This is a genomic window from Streptomyces sp. NPDC086080 (assembly GCF_044540255.1).
GTDB lineage: Bacteria > Actinomycetota > Actinomycetes > Streptomycetales > Streptomycetaceae > Streptomyces.
On the sequence record NZ_JBITRU010000015.1, the window covers coordinates 1 to 21,238 of the forward strand.

The following is a 21,238-nucleotide window of genomic DNA, read 5'->3' on the forward strand; positions in this document are numbered from 1 at the left end:
GCGTCCGCTCGGGATACGTCTCACCAGCTATGTGCCCGCTCGCCACAAGATCAGGACCCTACCCGACCAAGATCACACTACGGAAGCGACGTTGACCGCCCTCCCCCTCGGCTCTCTCCCGGTCCGGGGGGTTACTGATCATGACAGTGACCTTCTGCTCGCGCTTGATCCAGTCCGCCTTGCGGGTGTTCTCGACCAGAGGATCGCCATCGGGCAGGAACGTGAAGAGCGTGGCCCTCTCGTAGGGGTCTGCGAGGGTGTCGGCGAGATGGAGCCGCAGATCGCCGAGTTGAGTGTCGGTGACTTGCTTACGGAGGGTCTGGGTGATTCTCATCTGGGCGACCGCGTAGGCGGCCATTTGACGCTCGAAGCCGATCAGCCGTCCCGCCAGCTGTTCCACCGCTTCGCCGCGGAAACCCTCCCCGCGGCGGGAGCGTTCTTCGGCGACCCTGTCGATAATCTCGCTGAGGAACGTGCCGGTGCCCATCGCAGGGTCGACGATCGTCACCTGCTCGTCGGCGAAGCCCTCCACACAGCCCAGGCGGGTACGCAGCACTGCGTCGGTGAAGCGAACCATCTCCTTCACCAGACGGGGCGGGGTGTAGTACGTGCCGGAGCGTTTACGCAGATCGCGGTCGTACTCCTGGAGGAAATCCTCGTAGAGATGAACGTGGGCGTCGGGCGTCCGTGCTCGGATCGCCTCCCAGTCGACAGCGTCGATGACCTGCACGAGCGTGTCGATTCGGCGGGCGAACTCGGCGTCCACCGTCTCCGTCAGCAACTGCAGGGCTCGACCCATGACCGTGTTCTCTGCCTTCAACTCATGTGCAACATCAACGAAGTTGCGGTCGGCGAGCGGTACGTTCTCGATACGGGCCAGCAGCAGGGCGAAGGCGATCGTCTGGGTGTAACGGTCGGCGAAGAGGTGATCGGGGTCTTGCCCATCGGTTGAGGGGAAGAGCACCTTGCTCCAGTGGTGTGCCAAGGCGGTGAACGGCTTGGGGACAAGTCGTCGGCTGCGAGTACCGTCTGGCGTTCTGCGTTCGAGGGCGAGCTGCTCCAGCACCTCCTCGCGCAAGTACTGACACAGCGGAGCGATAGACGACACCAACTGGCCAACAGTCGTGATGCGTCGGGGCTGCCACCCGAGAAATTCCCGCAACAGATCCCGAAACGCCCCTCCATCGGCTGCACTGATACGCAACCGGCTGCCGGACCGGTACAGATCACCTTCGAGCCGAACCGTGCGCAGAGGCCGCGACCCGCCTCGGTACAGGCACCAGGTGTGACCGTTGCTATACAGCACATTCGGCAGTCGGCGCATCAGCTCCCACTGCTCCCGGTCCCGCTTCGTGAAGCCGTCAGGCGTGACGTCGTGCCCCGGGGCCTTCAGCTCGAGGAACCCGGTGATGCGCCCCGATGTCTCCACCGCGTAATCCGGACGCACCCGGGCCTCGGGCAAGGAATACTCAGGATGAAGGCGAGGACGCAGCTTCCAGCGCGCCCCGAATGTCTCCACCAGCTTCGCCACCGGCAAGCTGATGGACGCCTCCGTGTCGCTGACCCGCAGACGCTCCCTGCACTCGGACCCAAAGTCCGACACGAGAGTCCGTATCCACTCCTCCGGCACCTTGTCCCCTCCAAGCTGTGGACGCGGACGGTGGATCACCGCAGACACAGCTTGTTGGAGGCGAAAGGACCGCCTCAGTGCGCACGGGGGGCGCGCGAGGGGCACGGACGGCGCGTTCCGTGACCGCTGGGAAAAGAGGGGCGGATGTTGGTCGGGAAGAGACCTCCAGAGCCCCCCTTGACCGCCCCTCAGGCGGGAAGGCGCTCTCGGGACGCCATTCCCGATTTACTACCGGGGTGCTGGAATCCTTCCTTCATTCCGTCATCGCAGCGATGCACAGTGTGCGAATCACCGAAGGCGAGCGGCCCCTCTGCCCCGCCTCTCGAAAGTCCTACAGATGCTTGCCGCCATACGCATTAACCCGCTGGACGGACGACCCCCAAGGACGGGACCAGCGCCCGGCGGACTGCCAGGAGTGAGCACCGCTCACGGAATAGCAGACTGCGGCAACCAGCTCACCAGGAGATCCGTCCCCGCTCGCTCCGGACGCCAGCTCGCTCATCATGACACTCGCAACGTCTCCGGCCGCCATAATGGAGTCATGCCCTCCAGCCCACAGCACCCCGCACCCACCCCAAGGAACGTCTCGGGAGCGGACGCCGAGGACCTCGCGCTGTACCGGGAGAAGTTCCGTCGCCGTCTGCCGGAGTCGCTGGACGAGCTGCGCGGGCCGACACACGGTGTCGTGGATCTGCCGCTGCACCTGGCCTGGTCCGGGATGACCTCGTACGACCTGGGCAAGCCGCGCCAGCGTATGGGCCTGTACCGCACCGTCTTGCACGAGGGCCTGCACGACGACCTGCCCCGCTACCTCGACCAGGACCTGCTCCTCCAGCTGTGGCCGGTGCTGCGCACCCTCGTCGGCCGCAGCGTGCGCGCCGTATGGGAAGACGCCTTCCCTCAGCTCGCGTCCCGCGCCCGGGCAGCCGCGTGACGGACATGCCGGAGCTGCACACGCGGCTCCTGGCGGATGTGCTCGCGCTCGGCTCCCCGTATCCCTTGGTTCTCACCGGCGGATACGCCGTGCGGGCACACCGCCTCGTGAACCGCCCCAGCCAGGACCTCGACGTCGCCACCGAGAACCCGGCGCCCATGGCCGACATCGCCGCCACGCTCCGCGCCGGACTGGAAGCCCGCGGCTGGAAGGTGCACGCGCTGGAGACCGCCCCGCTGTCCGCCCGCTTCACCGTGACCGACCCGGCCACCGGCCAAGAATGCGAAGTCGACATCCTCAAGGAGATCTTCTGGCGGCCGGTCGCCCAGAGCCCGTACGGGCCCGTCCTCGCGGAGGAGGACGTGATCGGGACCAAGGTCCGCGCCCTCGCCGACCGCGGAGCGCCCCGCGACCTGATCGACGTGTTCGCAGCCTCCCGCCGCTGGACCAGTGCCGAGCTCGAAGAGTTCGGCCGCCGCCACGCCCGCGGCCGCTTCGAGCGCGAGGATCTGCAGTCGAACCTCACGGGCGCCGAGTGGACCGACGATGAAGCCTTTGCCGCCTATGGGCTCGATGACGCCACCATCACCGCTCTCCGCTCCTGGGCCGTGGAGTGGGCCGACCACCTCGCGACCCGTCTCCTCGAAGAGTCCGATGATCCGCACATCGACTGATCACGTCCAAATGAGGGCTCGCGGTGAGGCGGGGCTTGCGCGCTGAAATCCGCCGTACCGTACAGTGCCAGAGTGGTCACCATGAGTGCCCACGGATGCAAGGTGCCCGCCGGGGCCGGCTACAGGTGCAGTCCCACATGGTTCACGATGAACCGCTTCTCCTCGGAGTCGAGGGCGAAGTAGATGCGTCCGACCTCATTGGGCGAGACGGCGTCCCGGACCTTGATGTGCGGCAGTCCGTCCCAACGCTTTCCGTTGAACATGAAGTAGCGCTTGTCCTTGTCCTTGCTGAGTTTCTCGTCGTTGGGCGCGAATTTCAGTCCGTGGTTGTCGTAAAACCACTGGGCCAGCCTGGGCATCCTGCCGGAATTGGAGTACAGGTCCGTCGCAGCCTGCGCAAGGGCGGTCAGCCGGTCGGTCATCTCCTGGGGGTACGGGTAGCGGGAGTCCTTCCAGGTGCGCGCCGCTCTCGCCGTGAACACGATGTGCTCCTCTGATGCCTTAACGAGAGCTTCGAAAGTGGGTACGGCGTCCGTTCCCAGAGGAGGGATCTCGCTCCACGCGTCCGATGTGGCCGCCTGCCCGCTCCCGCCCTTCGACAGGTTTAGGTACTCGTTCTTCCAGTAGTCCCGGTCCTGACGCAGGGCCTCAGCGGTGGCGGCATCGTCTCGCGCCTTGTCGCGTTCCTCCATGCAGCTCTGTGCCATGTCCTCCCAAGATGTGGCGTCCTCTTCGAGCTGCCGGACACGCTTCTGCAGCGCTTCGAGCTCGGCGGTCGTGTCTCCGGCGGCCTGGGCGCGCGACAACTGCTCCGCCGCCCTGCGGGCTCCCGCGCGGTACGACGCCTGTCGCGCACGCTCCCACGCCGTGTCACTGCCGCGGGCGATGACAGAGAGATGGGCGAGCGACGGCATCAGCCGCCGTTCCACGAAGGACGTCTGAGACACCTCCTCCCGTGAGTAGGCGGGGTGCTCCAGGCCGAGGTCGGGCCAGACCAGCCGGGCGCCACCGCTGGGTACGGCCACCTGCTCGTGGGCCCGGCGGACGGCCTGTGCGGTCACGTAGTTCAGGGTCACCACCTGGGCCAGGCCCGCGAGTTGCCCCGACGCATCGGCCGCCGCGCTCCATCCCGCCTGGTCCCTGGGGTGCATCAGGAGAATGGGGAGGCGCGTGCGCAGCGCCAGGACGTCGAGGAGTACGTCAGCGTGACTCTCCTCCCGGATCCTCTCGTATCGCCCCGTGGCGAGCTGGCTCAGCACCCGCACTTCAAGTTGCTCGTCGCCGAGCACCGCCCGCAACAGGTTGGGGCGCTTGAGCGGCGGATCCTGCACCGGCGCTATCCAGCCGTCGGGGATCTCCCTGCCCATGACGATCCTGAGCCCGCCGCCTTCCCCCGACTGGGAGACCGTGACCCGGGTGACAAACTGGGCCGGTCCCGTAGACAGCGGCTGGTGGATGGTCATGCGCAGGGCGCGGGTGAGTTCGTCGCCCGCCACGGTCCAGCTCACTGTGCGGTCACCGTGGCCGGGAATCTTGCCGGCGAGCACCGCCCGGCCATCCCTGTCGAGTTCGGTCGCCGACGGTGCCGGTACACGTCCGTGGTGGCCGAGCCAGTCGGCGAGATGGCCGCGAAGGCTCTCGTAGACGTGGCCCGGCTGCTCCTGGGCGGACCGGATGTCGAAACTGACGGCATACAGCGCCTGCACGGCGGCTCCCCTCACCCCCGATGCCCTGTGCGACGACCGTTTCCCCCTCGAAAGCGGTCAGGGCACCGCTCGGAGAGCAACCGTAATACCGCCACGCCCAGGTGCGTAATGCCCTGGGCGTGGCTTCGGGGCCGACCGTCCGGTCAACCGAACGCCATAGCTGCTGGCCCCGACGGGGCCGATGAAACGGGGCGCCGTCGTGCACTCCGCCAGACCGTCTTGCCGGGCCGGGGCTGTCGCGTACGCCCCAGTCGGCGGCGAGCGCATCGACAAGGCAGTCTGTGGCATCTGCCCTCGTCCGGATCGGGAGCCTGTCGCGCCAGCCGCGTGGGGTGAATGTCGGTCACCTCGATTCGGACGACGCCCAGACTCTCGTCGTGGGAAAGGGACGGGGCGAAGCCCCGCCCGGGACGCGGCCGTGGAGGACGGCGTTCGCGGCGAGTTCGGCGACGACCAGGACGACCGTGTCGTGTGCCTCGGTGCCGTGCGGGTGGCCCCACTCGGTTACTGACTTTCGCACTCCGAGAACTGAGCTGCCCGGTGTGGTGCAAGATACCGAGATCACCCCGCGATGGCCCCAGTAACGCCCAGAGCCCCGAAGCGAGCGTCAGCCGAGCGTCAAGATTCCTCGAAAGAACCCCTGAAAGCGCCGCCGAAGCGGCCGGCTCCCTCAAGAAGTCGCAGGTCAGGCAACCTTCAGGATCGATCCATCCATTCGACCCGCTGCATGGCGAGAAACAGGTCGGTCGACCCGCCTGCGCCACAAAGCCGCAGGTCAAGCACCCTTCACGGCAGGCTCAAGAACTGCCACGCACTCCACGTGCGACGTCATCGGAAAGATGTCGGCTTGGACACAGGCAGGAAAGCCGCAGGTCAGAGATGCATGTGGGTCCCGAATGAGGGCCGCCGGGCGCCCGGAGCGTCAAATGAGCGTCACGGCCCTACATCGATTCGGCGCCGACAATCTGGCGCGTCATGCCTACCTACGCAGCGCCTCCCCCGGTACGGAGCCTCACGTCGGTGGCGTCACGTCGGTGCGCCCAGTGCGTACGAGAGGCTCGCCGTTGAAGGGGCAGTGTGATCGAAATTCGCTGACGAGGCCGCTCCGGGCCTGGGAGGCTTGTCCCGCCTGCTGCACGCCGCCCGGGGACGGAGCCACCTACTTTGATCATCCTGGACACGAACATGCTGTGGGGTGTCTCTCCTGACAACGCGAGTGTCGACCTGCTCAAGACCATCCGGGCGACGGGGGTGCAAGGCGTCGCCGTCCCGTGGACGGTCATGGAGGAGCTGGCCGCGCAACGGGCGCTGAAGTACCAGGAGAAGTACGACGCCGCGTTCCACGCGCACAAGGCGTTGCGCTTGATCACGCCCTGGGAGACCAACGCCGTCATGCAGCCTCTCGAAACCGAGAAGGTGCGGCGGTACTGGCGGGATGCTTTCGCCGCCATCCTGGAGGTGCTGCCTCCGAGCGCGTCGGTACTGCAAGAGGCTGCCTACCGGGAGGCAAATGTCATCCCGCCATGCAAGCAGCTGGAGATGAAGGGGGTGAACAAGCCGGTGAAGACCGGCTCGCGTGATGCCGCGATATGGCTGACCGCCGTCGAGTACGCGCGCGAGCACCCAGACGAGACGGTGTACTTCGTCAGCAAGAACACGAACGACTTCGGTGACGGCTCCTCGTACAAGGGACGGGCGAGACTGTGGCGGGACATCCAGGAGTTGGGGGATCGTTTCAAGCACTATGCATCCCTCGACCCCGTCGTCGCCGAGTTCACTCAGCCCACCGAGGTGGACGATGCCTTGGTGCAGGAGCAGGTGGGTACTCCCGAGGTGGCATCGATCATCGCCCGGGAGGCGGGTGCCAAGTGGGGTGTCGACGTGGAGAGCATGCACGCGTTCGACGCACCCACCTTCCTGGGAACACTCTGGCCCGACTCGGACGACAGCGAACGCCCCCTTATGGGCGGTGCCGGCCCCTGGATTACGACGCCCTACGCCCAGGTGGACCTCGTCAGCGATGTAAGCGCCTACCGCATCGGCGACCACGTATGGTGCACAGCAACGGTGCGCTGGCTGCTCACCGGCCTGGCTCTACTTGGCAGGCAATCGGGGCTCGGACGAGTAGGATGCGCCTGGGAGACGCGCCTGCTGTTGAGCCCAACCAGGGCTGAGTCACAGCTCACTATCCTGCGCAGCAGCTCTCCAAGGCCCCTCACCGCAGATGACTTCCAACGGCTTTCGGTCCCTGCGGCATCCGCCTCTCTCCCCGGCTACTCGGCGGAGGTGTGGCAACAGCTCGCGAAGTGGCAGGAAGCCGAGAAGCCGACTCTCTTGCGGAGCGCTCTAATGGCTATGGCCTTGTGGGCCGGTAGCCGGCGTAAGGACGGGTAGGGCAGCCTCCGGCTGCTCGTCATCGGCCGCTGCACCTGCGGGCGGCCCGGGGGCCACGTCTAAGCGGATGACCTGAAGTTCTGCGTGGAATCGGCGGCGGCGGCGGCGTCGGCCGGGCGCGACGGCCCCGATGGCACGAAAACCTCGCCGGGTGTTGCATCGACGTTGACCAAAACGTGGCAAACCCGGCGAGGTCAAGGTCGGTATGCGTCCGGCATCCGTGTTCGCCAACCCTTCCGGTCCGGCGTACCAGCACCTGTACCACCTGCTGCATCACCGCTGGCGGGAGGCCGCCCGCGTCGTGATGGTGCTGCTGTCCGGGGCCGGCCTGACCGCGGACGAGATCGGCGAGCTGCTCGGCTGCCACCCGGCCACGGTGCGCCGCTGGATCCACCGCTACAACACCGACGGCGCCCCGGGCCTGGCCGACCACCCCCGGCCGGGACGACCCCGGCTCGGCGGGCCGAGACTGGGCGAGCGCATCAGACGGCTGCTGACCCACCCCGGCCCGTGGACGATCCGCCGGATTCACCACCGCCTGGGCCGGCCGAAGATCAGCTCGCGCACCGTCCACCGGCGCACTCGCGAGCAGGCCGCCTGGCGCCGGCCCCGCCTGACGGCCAGGGGCGACCCCGACCGGCGGCGCGTCCTGGCCGCCGTGCGCCGCCAACTGCGGGCCCTGCCGCCCGGGTCGGTGGCCCTGGCCGAGGACGAGACCCACCTGCACCTGCTGCCGCACATCCGGGCGAGCTGGATCCCGCGCGGGACGCGGCAGCAGGTGGCCTCCCCGGGAAAGAACCGGCAGACCACCGTCTTCGGCGCCCTGGAAGTGGCCACCGGCGCCTGGCTCTACACCCTCTCCCGCCGCAATACCGCCGCGTTCATCGCCTTCCTCCAGCTGCTGCTGACCGCCTACCCCGACGCCCCGGCCGTCGCGGTGCTCTGCGACAACGACAGCATCCACCACGCGAAGGCGGTGACCACCTACCTGGCCGACCACCCCCGCCTGCGCCTGCTGTTCGGCGCCCGCTACAGCCCGCACGACAACCCGGTCGAGCGTATCTGGGCCGCACTGAAGGCCCACCTCGCCAACACCGCCGTCACCTGGCCGGGCCGCCAGCGTCAGGTCCACGCCTTCTTCCGGCAGCGCTCACCCACCCAGATGCTGACCACCGCCGCACCCTGGGCCTCGCCCTGGCTACCGAAGCGTTACGCGCAGAACTTCAGGCAAGCCGCTTAGGTGCAGTGGGTGCGGGCTCCGGTCAGGAGATGGGCACGACCCAGCAGCGCGGGTGGACCGCACAGCACTTCACCGAAAGCCGAGCGTCGGTCCTCCAGGCGGACGGTGGGCCAGGGCCGGGCGCATCGGTATGCCCACTGCGGAGTGGACCCACCGCGGGTCAGTCGGCGGGTGACTCTGCCCCCGGCATGTCGTGCTCGATTCCGGCATGCAGGGTGCGGCCGCCCGACGGGATCACCTCGACGAGGCGTTCCTCCTCCTCGCGGGATAGATCCGTGAAGAGTCGGATGGACGTGTTCACGAGCTCCAGTAGTGGGACACTGCCGCGGGGCGGTTTTACCGAGGCGGTCCGGGTGGAGAAGTTGTACCTCACCGGTACGCCACTTGGCGGTAGGGCTTCGAGATTCTTGACCAGGGTTCCCGGTCCGAGGGATTCGCTGAGGTGGCGGAGCCGGTCCCCATGCAAAGCGCCCACCTCTCCTTCGTACGCCACCTTCCCGCCACCGTTGACCAGCGTGATGGCCTTGAGGCTCAGCTCTAGGAGCGGCAGACGATTGCCGACCTCGTCGAGGGCCGGCAGTTCGTACGCCGCCCGTGCCGCCGACGATGTCAGGTGGTCGACCTTCTGGGCGAGCGTGAGAACGAAGCCGGGCGCGTCGAAGCTGAGGGCTCCCTCGCCCTTAGTCCAGTGCAGGGGGGCTGCGCCACGGCGAGCGGCGACGGAGGAGGGGGCTACGCCGCAAACCCGGGCGTTCCATGTGCTCAGCGCGGCGCGCATGAGGTGCTGGAGATTGTCGGTGGCGGTGATCCTGCCGTGCCGCAGCAGATCGGTCAGAGTGATCTCACGGGCGATACGGCTCCAGAAGTTCCCATCAGGGATCTCCTGGCCTTCGAGGAGGTAATCGAGCGACGACTCGTCCAGTTGCTGCGGATACCTGGGAGCGCGTTCGAGCTCGGCTACCGGTGCACCACTAGCGCGCCACAAGGTACCCAAGAAGGCCGTCAGGCGGCGCGCGATCGGTGGGGACAGCGTGTCCGAGGCAAAGGCAAGCGCGTCCTCAGTCCCCCCACGCTCACCGCGGCGGGCTGCCTGCGCGCCGGTCGTCATGGCACGGGCCAGCCGGGACACGGAGCGCTCGTCAAGGAGACCCTGGCCACCTTCAATGACGGTGTTCGCGATCAGACGCCTCAACGCGGCGTCGGCCGACTCGCCAGAGGTCAGCTCCGCGAAAGCCGCCAGGTCCAACACCAGGGTGTGGTGGTCGATCGCGAGCGAATCCAGGGCGCGGGCGTCGAAGGACGGGCGGAGGGCGCCGAGCGCCAGAACAATGGGCCGGTCCTGGCGAGCAAGGCGCCTGATGTCGAATACGAGCTCGTCCGCGTCCGTCGTGCTGCGCAGGTAGACGTATCGGTCGCTGAGGTCGTCGTCGTGTGGCCATCGCATGACCAGGTCCGGCATGTGGGTGTGGTTGTAGTATCCGGTGCGCCTGGTCCGGATCTGCGGATTGATCTGCCGGAGGTGCTGTTCGAGGAGTCGTTTGATCTCGGCGAACGAGCGGTACGGGTCGTCCGCCTCGAGTGCCTCAGCGATCGACGATGCGACGGCGTTCACCACTCCCCCTTTAGGGTCAGCTCGTGCGCCAGGATGGCCCGCCACTCGGTGAGGGGTAGCAGGCCCTCTTGCTTTTCTGACAGGACGATGCGCCACACGCGCTCGGACACGCTCTGCACCGCGATCGCGTCGATCTTCTTCCTGGCCTCGTCCTCGGAGACGTCACCGAAGATGCGTTGCCGGTGCCGGACGACAGCGGACTCGATCCTTTGCGGATCGTGCAGTTGCGACCAATTGTTCACGTTGAACGGGGCCCAGGTGATCCACATGTAGTGATCGCCGAAGAGGTACTTCTCCTGGTGCGCGACGTAGCACTTGGCGAGGAACTCGACGAAGTGAGTGCCCTGGTCCGCCGGCCCCTGATAGTGCTTGACCTCCGCGCAGAACTGGTCGCCATGGTACGGGGCGCCCCGCATCGACCCGCCCAGGTCGAAGGAGAAGGTCTGTCCGCCCTCCGGCCAGGCGAGTGTCAGTTTCCTCGCCCAGGCGTCCGAGTCCGTGTTCGCGAAGGCCCCGCAGATCCGCATCGTGCCCTCGAGGTAGAGCTTGGCTCTCTTCGCTCCCGAGATTCCCTTTAAGTGGGCGTCCTCTCCTACCACGGTGAGAGTCTAAGCGCCGCGGAGGGGCGGCGGCTGATGGCCGTACTAGCGAGCGGTCCCTGATTCAGAGCAGGGGAGTGCTGTGCAGACAACCTGGCGGTGCCGCGAAGGAGCGGAGCGGACCACAGGATCCACGCAGGCAGGGCGACAGCCTCTGCTCAGGCGGCTCCTCCTCCCTGAGTCGTCAGGCGACAATCACACAGACGAGAAGGAGGGAGAGCCCGTACAGGGCTATAGCGAGGTGCAGCCCTACCCACAGGCGGTGAAGCCGAATGCGGTGCAGCCGGGGAAACTTGCGGTAGTGCGCCGCGCGTGCTCGGGCGAGCCCTTCATCGGACCCCAGCACGCCCCGGTCCGCCAGGTCTCGGGTCAACGCCCGTGCCTGGGTGAGGTGGTAGGAGGCCCGCTCGTAGTACTTGGCCACCGCCACAGCCCCGTAGACTCCAGTCGTCGCGACGAAGAGGCACAAAGGCATGACGTTCAGCGTGAACTTCTGCTGGACGATCAGACCGCTCAGGGCTGCCGTGACGATGAGCAGGAGGTTCGTCAATGTGGAGCGCTGGGTCTCACACTGCCGCAGTTGCTCCCGGTGCTCCTTCCAATAGGCGCGTATCGCCTCTTCCGACGTCTCGGCCATCAAACCCCCAGTTGAATGCCGGCACCAGCCACCCGGTTCGCCTCACAGCAGAACCCTCAGCAGTGGAGACACCGTAGCGTGAGGATCTTCATCAGCAGTGCCCGCAAGGGCCTGGAGGAGGAGCGTGACGCCCTTGACGGGCTGGTCCGCGCTCTCGGTCACACCCCGGTCCGGTTCGAGGACTTCTCAGCTCAGACCACGCCGAGCCGGGAAGCCTGCCTGAAAGCTCTGTCGACCGCCGACGCGTGCCTCTTTCTCCTAGGCCCGAACTACGGCCACGTGTTCCCCGAGACAGGGCAGTCAGCAACCCATGACGAGTGGGTAGCAGCCCAGCAAGCAGGTATGCCCCGCCTCGTCTATCGCAAGCTGGACGTGACCTTCGAGCCCAGTCAGCACGAGTTCGTACGCGTAGTGGAGGCGTACGCCACCGGCGTATTCCGCGACAGCTTCCGCACGGCCGCGGACCTGCTCCCTAAGGTCGCCGGGAAGATCCGGGAGCTGGAGTCGGGCCCGTCCCCCCTGGCCTTCGCCAAGCTGGCCCAGCCACCCGCCCTGCACTGGACCCTCGAGGAGGGTACAGGCGGCCTGCAGACCGCCGGCGTGACCACCCTTCTGGAACTGCACGTCCTACCACTGGACTCTGCTGGCTACTCGGCTAGGGAACTGGAGGCGCTCGGCCACTCGCTGCCGGGCCGTGTGCGCCTCACCGGTATGGTCGAGGACGATGTCCCCCTCAGCTCTTCCCGATCGCAGGACCATATGGCCGTCTCCGTCCCGGCCAGCCGCCCCCGTTCGTGGGACACGCCCCGTCCGGGCCAGCTCGTAGAGGTCCGCCTGTACAAGACGGGCCAGCTCTCCACCCGGGCCCTGCTCCCCCAGGACAGTATGGGGCCGATCCTCGATCCCAATGCCCTGCCCAAGCAAATCGCCGAACTGCTCAAGTTCACCGGCTCGTTGAACATCATCAGGCAGGACCGCATCGTGGTGGCTGCTGGCGTGTCGGAGCCCGCTATGACCAGCATCGATACCTTCGACCCACGTCAGTCACGGCGCACAGCCAGTCTGGCTGGCTTCGGCAGGTCATTCGCCCTGCGTACCGAGCCCGACGAGTCCGTCACCCTGGCGGCCCTGCAGGACGGAGCCGAGGAAGTCGCCGAACATCTCGCGCGGGCACTGATCGCGCACCACCCCTCCGCTGCCTGAGGCCGCTTCGACAGCAAGCGGGCACGGCCGCCGCCTGCTCTCGTTTGACGCTTGACAAGGTCCGAACCGGCTTGGCGATCGACGCCCTCTTCTGCCAGCGACTGAAGCGGACGGTCGACCTACTGAGCACACCACCCTGACCGGACCGTCCAGACGAGTTCCACCGCGTGAATCATGTACCGGACGGAAGGGTACAGGTCGAACGCCAGTGTCACTTCGTGTCTCCGGGGCCGCACGGGCCAATCGCGCCCCAGCCTCGACACCGGTGCCCGAGTCGAAGGCGCGGACCGGCCTCCGTACCCGTCGCGCCTCTGTTGGCAGGGCATGATCAGGCGCGATAGCCTGCCGGGCTGCCTTGTTGCGGAAGGCGGCAGAAGGGAGGGGAGCCCCATGCCGAATCACAGGTCCGACATCGCCGAGGTTCGTGCCGCGATGCGTGCCGTCGGCTACACGATTCTGCAGGTCGAACCGCGGCTTGAAAACTTGTCGAACCTTCGGCCGGATGTACTGGCGTGGGCGTCGAATGCCGACGGGGAACTCGTGCCGTGGGCGGTTGTCGAGTACAAGAACAAGAAGCTCCGGCAGCCCGAGCTCGTCCTTCCCTCCCTGGCGGGCAGCCGGGACCTGCTGGGTACGCTCGAGCACTACGCGGTGATCAATGGGCAGTGGTTCAAGGCCGACCGTGGTGTCCGTTCCTTGCAGCCGGTCGACGGCCCGACTCCGCCCGAGCACGGCTCGCAAGGCTTGGTCACCGACCGGTCGCTGGCTACCTCCCTCCTGGTGCAACGTCTGTGGTTCGAGGCGGACCGTCTCCGCAACTCCGGGGTCTCAGCCGACCGGTACTTTCCTTCCGGGGACGTCCTGACGTCTTCCCGAAATGGGAGGCCGGGTATCGAACTGCCCGACGGTGGGTTCGTGCCGGTTCGGGCAGACGTACTCTGGCGCGCGAAGCGGGACGCGTTGACCGAGTTCGCCTCTCGTGGCAGACACCGAGAGTTCAGCTCACCCCGAGTGGTTGCCTCCGCCGTTTCGGCGCTGGTTGAGAAGCATCTAGCTGGCACCGTCTTGGATCCGTTCTGCGGAACCGGATCGTTCCTCTGGACGGCCTTGGACCGTGCTGCGGAGCAAGGCGTCGCGGCGAAGTTCATCGGCTACGAGTTCGACGCACAGCTCGCCGAACTCGCGGCAGGGATCGGTCGGGACGCGCCGAGGCACGTGGTGATCGAGAAGGGCGACTCCTTCCAGAGGGACCTCGCGGATGCCGACGTCGTAGTCACGGCGCCGCCTGTCGGTCTCTCCCTGGCCGACCGCCACCTTCTCCTGGACGGATCGACCACGTCCGACGGCAATGTCGCAGCGCTGGACAAGTGTGTGCGGGCGCTGAAGCCCGGAGGACGCGCTGTCCTGCATATCGCTCACTCGTTCACCTTCGCGGACCGGTACGCGGCATACAGGATGTTCCTGGCCGAGAACTTCCACGTAGCCGCTCTTATCGGGCTTCCGGCAGGAGCGATCACGGGCACCGGTGTCCGTTCCGTTCTCGTCGTCATCGACCGCACTGAGCCCGCGGAGACGCTGGTCGCCCATCTCGGTGAGGACTGGGAGACGCAACTCGGCCCGGAAGGTCCCGGGCTGAATGCCGTCCTGGAGTTCGTCGACGCAGAAGACGACCGGCCACGTACCGCAGGACGGTCATGAGCAGCTTCTTGACAGTTGATCTGCGGGGCGAGGCCGACTGGGATCCAGGACGCCTGGTTGGTTCCACCTTCGCTTGGCCGACAGCGGCGTCGGTGGTCCCATTGCGTGAACTCGTTACCAGTGTCCGGGCGGGGAGTGTCGCGACCGCTGGTTCCCCAGTCATCACGCCCGCCGGCCTGGTGGCGCGGACCGGGGCGATTCGGCGGCGGAGCACCAAGTACCAAGGCAAGGCATTCACCGTCGGAACGCGCGGCCTTCGGCGTGGTGATGTCCTGGTGCCGCCCTCGCCGTCCGGGCCGGCCATTCTTGTCGACGACCGGCTGAACGGTGCGCTCCTCTCATCCCGGTTCACGGCCCTCCGGCCTCTCGATCCGGTGTTTTCCCGGTGGATCTGGGCCGTGTTGAACTCGCGGGCGGGACAGGCTCGTCGGGCGTCGCTCGCCACAGGTACCACTATGGCGTCCGTGAAGACGCCGGATCTGCTGGAGATGGGCGTGCCCCTGCCGCCCCTTGTGGAGGTCCAGCGGCTCGACAGAGTGCTGGCTTCGATCGAGGCGGGAACGCATCGCGAGGAGGAGCCGTCGGAGTCGACGTGGTGGGTCACGGCTGACCTTCGGCTCCGGGACGACTGGGGGATCATGCTCGCCACTCCTCGTCCCGAGCTCCTGGAGGACGGCGAACCGCTCGGTTCCTTCGTACGGGAGATGAAGCCGTCCCGCTCAACCCGCGGCTTCGAGGTGCCGACGGAACTGCCGGGCACGCTTCCGGTCGTGGACGTGAGTGTCCTGGGGGGCCGTCCGACCCGGCGATGGGCCGCGCCGCAGTCCACCACCGTCACCCTCATCGCCCCGGGCGACCTCCTGATCGCCCGCGTGGGCGAGTACTCGTACGCCACCATCGCGCAACGCCCGGCCGTCGCGGATCCGGGCATCTTCGTCCTCCGGCTGCATGACCAGTCACAAGGACCTGCGCTCGCGCACTTCCTAAACGGGCGCGAGGGGCAGACCAGGAGGCGCATGTTCTTGCGGGGCGTGACGGTTCCGTCCCTGCGGAGGACGGACATCGAGAGATTCCCGATCCCAGCAGAAGCCCTCGAGTTCGAAGGAGACGTCGAGCCGGACGTGGGGTTGGCGGATCAATTGGAGCAGGTCTTGTGGACGGTATGAGCTGCACGCTTTCGCCGCTCGTCTACGCCGAGCTGTACCGGTTGCTTGCCGCGGACAAGCAGCGGTACGACGACCTCGAAGAGCGGCTGAGCGAGATCGGGTACGCCCCCGCGTGGCTGAGTACCGCTGCCGACGCCTACGACGAGTACTGGGCGATGCAGCTGGAACTGGCCGGTGCGGAAGGCGTCGAGAACATCTCGGTCGAGAGTGTCGAGCATGCCCTCCTGGCTACCTGGGTGCTGGCCGGCCTTCGCAACACAGGCGACGACAACACGCTGAGTTCGGCGCTCAGGGCGAACGTCCATAGGCGTGCGGTCAGCGAGGTCCCCGATCTAAGAATGCCTCTGCCATCGGTCCTCAACCCGGTCATATACGGGTGGACTCTCGGCAAAGTCGTCAGTCTGAGTTCGACTGACGTACCAGTCGACCCCGTCGCTCCGGCGAGCATGCCTGACGACGATAACCTCGTCGCGGCGTACCTCGGGCTCGTCAACCACGTCCTCGCGCTGGAGGGCATGGCCGAGCCGTGGCCCGAGATGATGCAGACGTCCACTTACTGGCGCGGTTACGGGATCGCAGAGGCACTGAAACCGGGGGCCGGGGATGGCGGCCGAGCGCTCCTGGAACTGCTAGCGGAATCGCGGCCCTTGCTCTCACAGCCAGTCTTCTCCCAGCTCAACAACCACTTCAGCCGCTTCGGGGCGCGCCGGAACGCCCTGTCACACATCACGGACGATGCGCGTCGTCCAGAACAGTTCGTAAAAGTCATCGAGGATACGCACGGCTGGGAGCACCTGCGGGTGACCCTCCGTGGCCTCACGCAGTTCGTCTGCCAGGAGGTCTCTCGCCTGCTGTACGAGGAAGACCCACCACCGGCTCTTCGGAACGATCCGTGGAGCTACCTCGTGCGGGAGATGCCTACGGAGTGGTGGGCTTAGGGGCGTGCTACGAGAGTACGGAAACTGAATGCCCACGGCGTCAGAGAGCTGGGCAGTCCGAAGGGCGAGGGCGGCTGGGACAGGCTGTCCGCCGGGCTCGCAACCATCGCCCGTCAAAGCCTGCTCAACGGCACCACCTCCGATTCAAGGGCTGGGCGCCGACATGCCAAATCGCGAGCCGTCGCCGGGCTGCACACACGGCTCTTGGCGGATGTCATCGCCTCGGGCGCCACGTCTCGGATCGCCACGGCTGGCTGGCCTATCTATCCTCCTCGAGTTGGTACACCCGGCTGTGCGCCCCTCTGATGCCCGTGACCGTCACGCTGCTGCTCGGACGGCAAGTCAGCTGATGGAGCGGCTGCGGGATGATGCGTACGGAGACGGGACCGGTTCCGGCCTCCAGCCCCGAGACGATGACGAGGAAGAAATCGTCGCTCTCCGCTGCTCGCTGGAACTCCGCGGGCGTCAGCAGCACCGTGTCCGGCTCGGCGTCCTTATATGCCTTGAGTTCGTAGAATCGCGACAGTGCGTCCACCGCGTCGGCGCCGAGGCCGCGTTGGGCCCGCAGGTCGCGCAGCCAGTCGTCGTCGGTGGCGAGTGCCTTGCGTACCACGTCCAGCGCCACCTTTTCCTGCTCCGTACCCGTGTAGGGGCGCGGTGGCGTGTGCTGTTGAGGGATCGCCGATCCGGCGCGGGGCTGCGGCAGGCCGGACGTACCCGAGGTGTACCCGCTCGGCCGTGCGCTGGGCGCGCCCGCAGCCGAGGGCTTCGGCGGCGTGATGATGCCGCTCGGATCGACGAGTCGGAGCCTGCCGGGGTCGACGAGCCTCCTCGGTGGAGCGGCGGGGGGCACAGGCGGGGCTGCCGGCCCGGCGGGCGGTGGTGTGCTGGGAGCAGGCAGCAGGATCACTGCCGTCGGTGGGGTACCGGGCATTGTGCTGGCCTCCGCTTTGAACGCGGCACGGCGTTGGTCCACCTCGCTTCCGAGTTCCCGGAGCCGTCGTTCGCGTTCGGCCTCCGCCGCTTCCCGGTCGCGCCGCACCTGGTCGTCGGCAAGGCTCAGTTGTACGGCCGTACGGCCCTTCTCGGCCTGGTCACACGCCGCTCCCCAGGCGAGGGCCACCTCGCGGCGGCTGCCCGGAAACCGGGCGGCGATCGACCGGCCCACCCCGGATGTACGTTTCAGAGCGGCAGTGTCACGTACGTACAACGTGCCCGAGGACCAGTCGATCCCGGCGTCCACGGGCACGTGCACCGTCTCGCCCACGTCCGGAAGATCGAGGCAGCAGGCCAGGTGAGGGGCGATGCATACAGTCAGGTCAGCCAGCTGGTCCCACGAGCAGTCCAGGGACTGCGCAACGCTCGCGGCGTTGCGCTGCAGGTCCTCGCGGAGATGGGTGACGGCTGACCGGACCAGCGCTGTGGCGTCCGGGTCCGCCGGGGCCGGGCCAGGGCTGTACACGGAGACATGCTCTGCGGCGAGCTCGCTCACGCGCAGGGCTCCGATCAACGGTCGGAACTGCTCCAATTCGGCTCCCGGGCACCACACCGCACGTTCCCGGCCCAGCGCCTCGGCTACCACCGGGTCTTCGACGGCGTACACGGGCCGCTTGCTTCGCCAGCCCTGGGTCGTCCAAAGAGGGAGGCGTCCCAGGCGCTTGGCCGTCAACGCGCCGGGATGAGTACGGCCCAGAGCGGCGAGCATCTTCAGGGTCTCCAGGACGATGGACTGGGTCGTCCCGTCCGGCTCGTCCCGACCCTGCTTCCGGTCCCGCTGGGCCAGCTCCTTGATCACGGCCGTGGCGTCGTCCACAGTCGGCAGGCGCACTGCGAGCCGCTGCCAGAACTCCTCGCTGCCTGGAAACGTGGGAGCGAACGCACGGAGCGGACCGAAGAGCGGCGCTCCGCGCAGGCACTGGCTCGGCCGGCACCAGCCGGAGTCCGTGAGGACGAGGCCGCTCCCCTCGCCGAATGCCCGAAGGACCGAGCCCAGGGACATCTCCCCCGAGGCTCCCGCGCCACGGCCGAAGGCGCGCTCGGCCAGGGCTTGGTAGAGGATCAGCGCCGCGGGCACATCCCTGTCGCCGCCCTCTTCCTCCCGTCGGCGCAGGCGCTGCAGACATTCCACGAGGTCCTCGGTGCGGGCCTCCGCAGAAATGCCCAGGGCTCGCAGCACATCACTGCGTCTGCCGACCAGTTGCTGGATCTCGGGATGGAGGAATCGCTCGTCGTCCGCCCCGTACACCGCGACCGTGCCGGTGGTCCGCATGCGGAGTCGAGTCGGGGCGGAAGTTGCGCCGTTACCGGCGTCCAGCCATGGTGTGTCGCGCAACTGCCAGAGCCAGAAAGCTGCGGTCCTGCCCCGGTTCTGCCATGCGTAGTAGTCGTAGACAGCATCCACCTCGTCGTGGTCGGAAAAGCGGCTCCATGCCCGCCCGAGGACATGAAACAGCGCTGCCGCCCTGCGCCTGCGGAGCTGCGGGTCCTGCTCCGCCGCTATGCCAGAGGCGACGGCACGTAGGTCGGGGCTTTCGTAGTCGTCGAGCGTGAAGGTCGCTTCCAGAACGCGCAGGGCATCAGTGCGTGCTCGAGGTCCCGAGATAACTTCCGCCGGCACCCCCTTCGGGCTCTGCGTGAAGCGTTCCCGCGCCCCCGGGTGCCTGCGCAACCTGGGCGCGGTCTCCGCGCCCAGGAGCCTCAGGAACTTACGGGCGCCCATCCCAGCGCCGCCGCGCTGCAGGACCTCGGCATACCGAGGCCGCAGCCACACCAACCCGGCCGTGCGACCGGCGGCAAAGGCGAAGCTCTCCTCGCGTTCCGAACTGTCCAGTCGGGCGGGTAGGTACGCCCGGGCGGGAGCAACGTCGATGTCTTCACGCTTTCCGGCCCGGTCGTAGCGATGCCCCTGCAGCCGGATTGCATGGCCCACGTCCCGCCCCAAGGTCTCACGCTCGTGGTCCGGCACACGTGCGAACCCGTCGCGCAGTTCGATGAGCTGGTCATCTGTCAGCCGCAGTGCATTCGGGCCGCCGCTCCCCGCCGCGCCGATGGCCGCGAGGCGCCGGATCACGGCCACCGCGTCCGCGTCGGTCAGTAGCGCCTCCCGCTTACGGAGCCATGTCCTCACCGACCGCGCCTCGTCGGTGTCGGCGAGGAATGCCGGATGGACTTCCCGGGAGAATCCGAGACTGGCGCCGAGGCCCCGCGGGGCGTCGGTGAACACCGCTGGCTCCGCCGGCCGGGGCACACGGTGACGGCCCCCTGAGCTGTCCACGAGCCAGCGGCTCGACAGCAAGGAAGAGTAGATATTCGAGGCAAGTCCCACCGCGGCGAGGCGGATGTTCGCCTGCGGCGACCGGGTCTCGTCGTCGAGGAGGCGCAACGCGTCGTAAAGGTCCACCGTCACGGGAACCGCACTGTCGTGGTGCTCCCAGTCCGCCAGCACCTCCCGCCATCGACCGTCCTCGTCCCGCGCCACCTTGGGCAGCACGGCGGTCCGCTCGGCGACGCGGGAGATCTCTTCTTCGGTGACCACGCCCACCAGCGTCTCGTCCTCCACCGCGAGATCATCCAGGCCAAGCGGCCCGTACCCCGGGACGTCCAGAACGAGACCGTGGGACACGCCCGCCCTGGCACGGTCGAGGAGTAGTCGCTCCAGCGCGGCGACCGGGTCGCGGGAGTCGCGCACGTCGTCGGGGAGCGGCACGGCGCGCCAGGCCCGTGCCGGATCCCGCCGAAACTGCCACAGGGCGGCGGCCGTCCACAGGTCACCCACCAGTTCATGCAGTGCGCGGTTCCACGGGGTGTCGTCGAGCGCCTGACGGCTGGCGATCGGATCGAACTGGGCGCTGATACAGAGGGACAGAGCGGTGTCCGCGACCGGAAGACCGGCGTAGATCCGCCCAGCGTCATCGGGGCCGAGAGGAAGAGCCACAGCGATTGCGGTGGTGGACCCCACCGCCTTGTGAGACCGGGTGATCCCGAAGGGGCTGGGAACGGTCGTACGGCAGATCAACCACCGGGACCCGTCACCGGCGCGTGCCTCGCCGGTCTCCACCTCGGCGCTCTGCCCGCCCACCACGGCCTCGAACGGCTCGCCGGTCTCACGGTCGAGCGCCAGCCGGTGCCGGACACGACCTTGCTCGTCCAGGTGCGTGACGCTGCCGACACTGCCGAGGAAGAGCAGCGCGCTGTCTCCCCACGCGGCAAGCCACGCGTCCACCTCGTCCGCGCCGAGCACGCCCGGCTCTAGTGGAACCCGGAGAACCGTCCAGGTGTCGCCCGCGAACCAGTCAGGCAACGGGAACGGCCTGGCCACGGCGATGTCAGGATCGCCGACCCGGAACCGGTAATGCCCGCAGTGAACCTCCAGATGCGGGGAGAGGGACTGGAGGGTCATCAGGCCGATCCCGAACCTACCGGTGGATTCCGCCTGCTCTGCCTTGCTCGTCAGCCAGGGCATCGCCAGGGCCAAAACGTCCGGCAACCGTACGGGACTGCCGTTGTGGGCGACGAGGAGTTCACATCCCCACATCAGAATGCGTACGTCCGTGGCGCCGAGGTCCTCGGCGTTCTGCACGATCTCCGAGAGCCCCTGGAGACGGTCGCTCGACAAATTCCCCGCGTGATCTCGGGTACGTCTCAACGCGTGCCGTACTTGGCCGTCCAGTCGCGCGAACCGGCTGCCGAGTCGCTCGACCGCCGCCTCAGTCGCCGCCTCACCCTCCGGCTCCGGTACGACGGCTCCTTTTGGGATGCCCTCCATGGAGAAGAGCGCATCGGCGGACGCAATTGCCTGCTCCACCGC

Annotated in this window: 15 protein-coding genes; 8 read left to right on the forward strand and 7 right to left on the reverse strand. The window is 67.6% G+C overall.

Translation table 11 applies throughout. The features are described from left to right. Window positions 1-58: 58 nt before the first annotated feature. The gene (locus ACIF9R_RS18930) at window positions 59-1,531 is read right to left on the reverse strand and encodes an N-6 DNA methylase (protein ID WP_399981166.1); all 1,473 of its coding nucleotides are present in this window, start codon (window positions 1,529-1,531) and stop codon (window positions 59-61) included. 640 nt (window positions 1,532-2,171) lie between these two features. On the opposite strand from ACIF9R_RS18930, the gene ACIF9R_RS18935 reads away from it, so the two are divergent. After that, window positions 2,172-2,564: a hypothetical protein gene (locus ACIF9R_RS18935; RefSeq protein ID WP_205077499.1), complete on the forward strand. Its 393-nt coding sequence runs from the start codon at window positions 2,172-2,174 to the stop codon at window positions 2,562-2,564. A 5-nt stretch (window positions 2,565-2,569) separates the two neighbouring features. After that, window positions 2,570-3,238 (forward strand): nucleotidyl transferase AbiEii/AbiGii toxin family protein, encoded by a 669-nt coding sequence (locus ACIF9R_RS18940; RefSeq protein WP_205077501.1) that lies wholly within the window; start codon window positions 2,570-2,572, stop codon window positions 3,236-3,238. Window positions 3,239-3,357: 119 nt separating this feature from the next. Here the strand turns inward: ACIF9R_RS18940 and ACIF9R_RS18945 are convergent, their stop codons facing one another. Then, on the reverse strand, window positions 3,358-4,944 hold the full coding sequence (locus ACIF9R_RS18945) for a hypothetical protein (protein WP_205077503.1): 1,587 nt from the start codon (window positions 4,942-4,944) through the stop codon (window positions 3,358-3,360). Between the two features lie 343 nt (window positions 4,945-5,287). Further along, complete coding sequence (locus ACIF9R_RS18950) at window positions 5,288-5,464, reverse strand: hypothetical protein (RefSeq protein ID WP_399981170.1); 177 nt, start codon at window positions 5,462-5,464, stop codon at window positions 5,288-5,290. 644 nt (window positions 5,465-6,108) lie between these two features. On the opposite strand from ACIF9R_RS18950, the gene ACIF9R_RS18955 reads away from it, so the two are divergent. Then, a complete protein-coding gene (locus tag ACIF9R_RS18955) occupies window positions 6,109-7,338 on the forward strand; it encodes a PIN domain-containing protein (RefSeq protein ID WP_332056080.1) in 1,230 nt (409 codons plus the stop codon). Window positions 7,339-7,543: 205 nt separating this feature from the next. Next, the gene (locus tag ACIF9R_RS18960) at window positions 7,544-8,578 is read left to right on the forward strand and encodes an IS630 family transposase (RefSeq protein ID WP_381310077.1); all 1,035 of its coding nucleotides are present in this window, start codon (window positions 7,544-7,546) and stop codon (window positions 8,576-8,578) included. Between the two features lie 160 nt (window positions 8,579-8,738). Here the strand turns inward: ACIF9R_RS18960 and ACIF9R_RS18965 are convergent, their stop codons facing one another. From ACIF9R_RS18965 to ACIF9R_RS18975, 3 genes are all read right to left on the reverse strand, one after another. After that, window positions 8,739-10,190 (reverse strand): hypothetical protein, encoded by a 1,452-nt coding sequence (locus ACIF9R_RS18965; RefSeq protein ID WP_332056082.1) that lies wholly within the window; start codon window positions 10,188-10,190, stop codon window positions 8,739-8,741. Continuing rightward, entirely contained in the window at window positions 10,187-10,789 is a 603-nt protein-coding gene (locus ACIF9R_RS18970; RefSeq protein ID WP_332056083.1) for a hypothetical protein, read from the reverse strand. The genes ACIF9R_RS18965 and ACIF9R_RS18970 overlap by 4 nt, the downstream gene beginning before the upstream one ends. Before the next feature lie 184 nt (window positions 10,790-10,973). Further along, window positions 10,974-11,339 (reverse strand): hypothetical protein, encoded by a 366-nt coding sequence (locus ACIF9R_RS18975; protein WP_399981174.1) that lies wholly within the window; start codon window positions 11,337-11,339, stop codon window positions 10,974-10,976. A gap of 165 nt (window positions 11,340-11,504) precedes the next feature. On the opposite strand from ACIF9R_RS18975, the gene ACIF9R_RS18980 reads away from it, so the two are divergent. The 4 genes from ACIF9R_RS18980 (at window position 11,505) to ACIF9R_RS18995 (ending at window position 16,431) form a co-directional block, all read left to right on the forward strand. Continuing rightward, a complete protein-coding gene (locus ACIF9R_RS18980) occupies window positions 11,505-12,629 on the forward strand; it encodes a DUF4062 domain-containing protein (RefSeq protein ID WP_381310079.1) in 1,125 nt (374 codons plus the stop codon). Between the two features lie 390 nt (window positions 12,630-13,019). Continuing rightward, on the forward strand, window positions 13,020-14,327 hold the full coding sequence (locus ACIF9R_RS18985) for a class I SAM-dependent DNA methyltransferase (protein ID WP_332056086.1): 1,308 nt from the start codon (window positions 13,020-13,022) through the stop codon (window positions 14,325-14,327). Continuing rightward, window positions 14,324-15,493: a hypothetical protein gene (locus ACIF9R_RS18990; RefSeq protein WP_332056087.1), complete on the forward strand. Its 1,170-nt coding sequence runs from the start codon at window positions 14,324-14,326 to the stop codon at window positions 15,491-15,493. The genes ACIF9R_RS18985 and ACIF9R_RS18990 overlap by 4 nt, the downstream gene beginning before the upstream one ends. After that, window positions 15,481-16,431 carry a hypothetical protein gene (locus ACIF9R_RS18995; RefSeq protein ID WP_332056088.1) on the forward strand — a complete coding sequence of 317 codons (951 nt, stop codon included), beginning with the start codon at window positions 15,481-15,483 and terminating at the stop codon, window positions 16,429-16,431. The genes ACIF9R_RS18990 and ACIF9R_RS18995 overlap by 13 nt, the downstream gene beginning before the upstream one ends. A 259-nt stretch (window positions 16,432-16,690) precedes the next feature. Here ACIF9R_RS18995 and ACIF9R_RS19000 read toward each other — a convergent pair whose 3' ends face one another. Then, a complete protein-coding gene (locus ACIF9R_RS19000; RefSeq protein ID WP_399981179.1) occupies window positions 16,691-21,235 on the reverse strand; it encodes a sacsin N-terminal ATP-binding-like domain-containing protein in 4,545 nt (1,514 codons plus the stop codon). Between the last annotated feature and the right edge of the window lie 3 nt (window positions 21,236-21,238).

Excerpts from the sequence above, each read along its gene's own strand:
- ACIF9R_RS18985 (WP_332056086.1), top strand. The coding sequence starts at position 13,020 with ATGCCGAATCACAGGTCCGACATCGCCGAGGTTCGTGCCGCGATGCGT.
- ACIF9R_RS18960 (WP_381310077.1), top strand. The coding sequence starts at position 7,544 with ATGCGTCCGGCATCCGTGTTCGCCAACCCTTCCGGTCCGGCGTACCAG.
- ACIF9R_RS18935 (WP_205077499.1), top strand. The coding sequence starts at position 2,172 with ATGCCCTCCAGCCCACAGCACCCCGCACCCACCCCAAGGAACGTCTCG.
- ACIF9R_RS18990 (WP_332056087.1), top strand. The coding sequence starts at position 14,324 with ATGAGCAGCTTCTTGACAGTTGATCTGCGGGGCGAGGCCGACTGGGAT.
- ACIF9R_RS18940 (WP_205077501.1), top strand. The coding sequence starts at position 2,570 with ATGCCGGAGCTGCACACGCGGCTCCTGGCGGATGTGCTCGCGCTCGGC.